This is a genomic window from Flavobacterium sp. (assembly GCF_028712645.1).
In the GTDB taxonomy this organism is placed as follows: Bacteria; Bacteroidota; Bacteroidia; order Flavobacteriales; family Flavobacteriaceae; genus Flavobacterium.
The window spans coordinates 1-5,015 of the sequence record NZ_JAQTPQ010000251.1 but is presented as its reverse complement, the minus strand read 5'-3'; the positions used below and the strand labels follow the sequence as shown (position 1 = coordinate 5,015).

The window sequence follows — 5,015 nt, the reverse complement described above, 5'->3', positions numbered from 1 at the left end:
TGCAAGAGTCAAATTATGAACTTCAGAATAAGAAACATTTGCAGTCCCATTGAAATACCAAATTGACGACTTCGTCGAGTCAGAAGAAATATTCACAGAAATATTTTCATAAGAATAAGTTGTATTCATCGGAGAAATAAATAAAATTAATGGCGGAGTCGTGTCAATTGAAAAAATTACAGAAGAAAAATTCAAATTATTTGAAGAGTCATTTACATAAACAAAAAGATTATTGCTTCCTTCTGATCCAATAAAAGTTGAGTTCGGCGTGAAAGTCGTATTAGTTTCTCCTAAATTCAAAGAATACCACCAGCTGTCAATATCCGTCGCTGTTGATGAAACATTCAAAGAAATATTTGTAGATGAATAAGTTGTATTTGCAGGAAGAATTATTTTTACACTCGGAGACGTGGTATCAGGAGAATTATTTACAAAATAATTTCTTGTATTAGAATAATTTAGATTATGAGAAGTCCCATTTCCATACGCACTCCAATTATAAGAATAAGTCCCATTAATTAAATAAACCGAAACATTAAACATATTTGCTGTTAAATTCGACGCCGCAAAACTACTTCCATTAATATTCAAATAAACCGAACCATTTGTATTCAAAACAGAAACATTAAACTCCGCAAGTCCCTCTCCAACTAAACTTGCATTATTATCCCAATAATTTGAAAAAGTAGGATAAATTAAATCTAAAGAAATTGTCAAACTATTATTTATAGAACTCGCAGAATAATTCTCATTTCCCGACGACGAATAATTATAAGCATAATTTCCCGCAGATAATATTTGAACATCTGGATTCAAAACTTCAACCAAATTTCTTGTAAGATTACAAACCAATTCAGAAGGGCAACCACTTCCAGTTATTGTGGTCTCTACACCTGCGGTCTCTTCCCATGACGGAGAAGCAGATAAACTCAAAACATAAGAATTATTTTTTGAAATTGTAAAATTAGAAAAATTAGAACTTCCAGAATAATTTTCTGAATCATCTACAGAACAATTAAAACTCCAAATATTAGAAGAAAAAATATAAGAATTTCCAGAAGTTGCATTTGTTAAATCAGCACTTCCTTCTCCTAAAATTATTGCACAAGTTGGAGTAATTGAAATAGGATATTCTTGAGGAGAAATCTTATCAAAAGTTAAAGATGTCTGAGAGCCAGCTTTTCCGACGATAATTTCATAAATAGTCGAATTCAAATTATTTGAAGAATCATTTATAGAAACATTAACTAAATAAGTTCCAGCTGCAAGCCGCGTTTTATTTTCTAAAAATCCTGAAGAATTTATTTGAAACAAAGATGAAAAATTAATTGCATAACTATCAAATGCTGTCTCATCATCTGACTCAAAATCAACTCCAAATCCTTCTAAATAAGTTATGCTTGTCGACGAAGGGATTGAAGTAAAATAAGGAGCAGTTGTATCAGGAACAAAAGCAATTCCAATTGTATCATTTGCTTCTAAAATTTCATAACTAAAAATACTTCCATTGCAGGTTACATTCCAATTATAAATTCCAGCAGAAGAAAAAGTTTGATTATATTCATACAAAAACGAAGTCGAATTAAAATTCATATCATAAGAAATCCAATCGCCAGAAATATTTAATTCCAAACTGCAATTAACTCCTGTCCCATTTATTGATAATCCCGTCGATGAATTAGTATAATTCGCATAAAAATATGCTTGCTGTTCTGTTAAAATTAATTGCGTTTCATTACTATCCCAAATACTTAAATTAGAAGTAAATCCAACTCCGCCAGCATATCCGGAAAAACTTGAAACATTAAACCAAAAATTGGTCGAATTTTCTTGCATATTATAATCTACACTATTATTGCATTCCCAAGTCGAACAATTTTTATCAATAAAGTTCCAAGAAATGCAATGACAAATCTTATCAATGCTCAATCCTTTTTTAGATAAAATTATCGTCGTATTTTCAAAATTAAAAAAACTTGAATTCAAAGCAACAACATCGCCGATTTCAGAAATTCCGTAAGGAAGAGAATAGCTATAATCTGAAATAAATTGCGGAGAAATTGTAACATTTGTGCTAACATTCAATCCAGAAAAAACCAAACTCAAATTTTCCGTCAAGATTTCTAATTTTTTGTATTTATCATCAACAGCAACATTTCTCTTATAACTATTTGAAACAGAATTATTTTCAAGAAGATAATTATTTCTATCATACAAACTAAAATTAAATCCAAGAGAATTTCCGCTCTGATTTATTACAGAAAGATTTACACTTCCAGTTGCAGCAACAAGGTCTCTATCTGCTTCAATCGCACTCGCAATAATATTTCTCGAAGAATCATAAGCATAAAGTTCCCATCTAACAAAATTTCCAAAAGATGAATTAACAATTGTCTTTGCATAATATTGCCCAGCCCCCAATTTTATTAAATTGCTTCCAACTTGATAATAAGAAATTATCGGCGTCGTATCTGACTTTGTAACATTTATCGAAATAAAATCAGGGTCAAAATAAATCCCATTCTTAGTAAAATTAAACATTAAAATTGCCGCATCTCCAATCATAAAATAATTTCCAGTTCGAATATTATTTACAAAGTTAGGAATTGAAATAATACTTAAATTTACTGAAACAGAATAATTACTTAATCCAATTGTATTTCCCGACGCTGTGTAATTTACAAAAACACCATAAGTCCCATTTTCCAAACCACTTTTATCATAGCTCACAGAACAATCTCCAGAAGAATTTGTATCATTGCTTCCAATAAAATTATTTCCAAAATAAAAATTGCAAGTCGCACTTTCAATCCCAGTTAAACTTTCATTTCCATAAACTTTTGCAGAAATTGTAATATTATTAAAAACTTTTCCCAAAGCATCTTCTGCAGTTTCAGCTCCGCCTCGAATTATTTCAGAACCATCAGAAGGCGAAGTAATATTTACATAAGCATAATCAACAATTCCAGAAGATATATTTAGATATCTCATTTCTGTCTGATTCAAATTTCCAGAAATATCTTGAGCATAAGCAGTGTAAGTATAAGCCCCTATACTAAGATTAGTAAAATTATTATAATATTGTGAAGCAGATGCATTATACAAAGATAAAATTTCTTGAGAAGATAAAGTTTTATTAAATATTATTACATCATCGACTGAGCCATTAAAATAACTTACATATCCACTCCTTGCAATAGTTCCCACTGAAATTCTATTCTCTCCCAAAAAAACTCTTTCAGTAGTCACATTACCAACATTAACCCCATCCACATAGAATTGTTTGTTATAAGTGCTCACAAAAACCCCTACTAAATGATGCCATTCTCCAGCAGTTATTGAATAATCAAAATTTGTTATTCCACCATTGCTTCTTACTATCAATCTCGCTCCAACACTTGAATTTGTTCCGATGCAATTATAATTCGTTGTTGAAGTGCTACTTACATAGCAAACTGCCGCTCCTTCTGTCGTTGATGATGTAGTTTTAATCCAAGCAGATATAGTATATGGAAATGAGTTTACAAAAGTTATATCTTTTACAATATAATCATTAATCCCATCAAAACCCATACTTCCTCCAAATTTTCCTGAAGAATCATAAACAGCTCCTGAAACACTTCCATTATTTGAATAAGAACTTTTATCAATAACTCCTCCAGAAGAATTTCTATCATCCATTCTCATCCACAAAATTAAATTTCTATTCCAATCAACAAAAGTAGAATGTTGATTTGTATCACTTGAAGAAACATTTACATAACTAAAATTTAAAGTCGTAACATTATTATTTTCAGGAGTAGGGCTTACAAAAGAAATTAAAGGAGCAGTTGTATCTGGAAGAGCACTAACATTTACAAAAATAATTGTAGAATTAATATTATTAGAAGTGTCATTGATAGTTATATTCAAATTATAAATTCCAGTAGATAATCCTGTAATGTTTTTCAGCCAACCAGAACAATTAATCGCAAAGTTTATAGTATCATTTACAGCAAAACAATCAAATAATGTCTCGTCATCTGACTCAAAATCAACTCCGACTGAATCGTTAATGTAAATCGAAACATTTTCAGTATAAATAAAATAAGGTGGAGTCGTATCTAAAGCAGTCAAACTAAAAAAATCAGAATAATTATTTCCAAAACTTATATTTATATAATGGTTGCTTGAAACATAACTTGAATTGCTCGCGTAAATATTATAAGGTGAATAAAAAGTTCTCGCGCCGTTTGTATTTACATAATCAGTCAAAATCATCAAGCCAGTCATTCCGTCGACTCCAGTGAAATTATAATCAATTCTCGCGCTACTAACATTATAAGCAGTTACATTTGCATTCGAAACCAAATTTCCATCGCTGTCATTCACTTTCGCTTTGTAATACCATTGCCTTATTATCCAATTATTATTATTCGCAACACTTTCATTCGCAATATTATAAATTGAAACATTGAGCAAAGTATTATTGTTAGAATACCTAGCAAAATAAATTGCATAACTATTAGTATTCTCAATTTTTATATTCTTAAAAATATTGTTATTTGCATTATGATTAGAAGACAAGCCATCAACTCTAATACCATAGTTATTGCTCTTATTCAAATAAACATTTTCAATTTTGTTGTTATTTGTATTAGCGTACATATAAATACAAGCATTATTCGTCGAAGAACAATTCCAGATGCTTATATTTTGTATAACATTTCCATAACTTGAATAGATATAAATCCCAGAATTTGAATTTGAATTTGAAATTAGATTATTAATACTATTATTATTTGAACTTGAAGAAATAGAAACCCCATTATCTGAATTTGAATTTGAAGTTATATTATTAATAATGTTATTTGAACTTAATGAAAAATAAAATCCCTGCCCACTATTTGAACTTACATTAATAGTTATAAAATTATTATTGGAACTTTCAGTTAGAGCAAACCCATAATAATTTTCATAAGAGGTTACATTTCTGAAATTTGAATTATTTACATAATAAATTATTATTCCATTAT

General features: G+C 29.5%; 1 protein-coding gene. It reads right to left on the bottom strand.

The genetic code is table 11. From position 1 onward, the window contains the following. On the bottom strand, positions 1–5,015 hold a 5,015-nt coding region (locus tag PHC28_RS15470), incomplete at both ends, for a LamG domain-containing protein (RefSeq protein ID WP_300102684.1).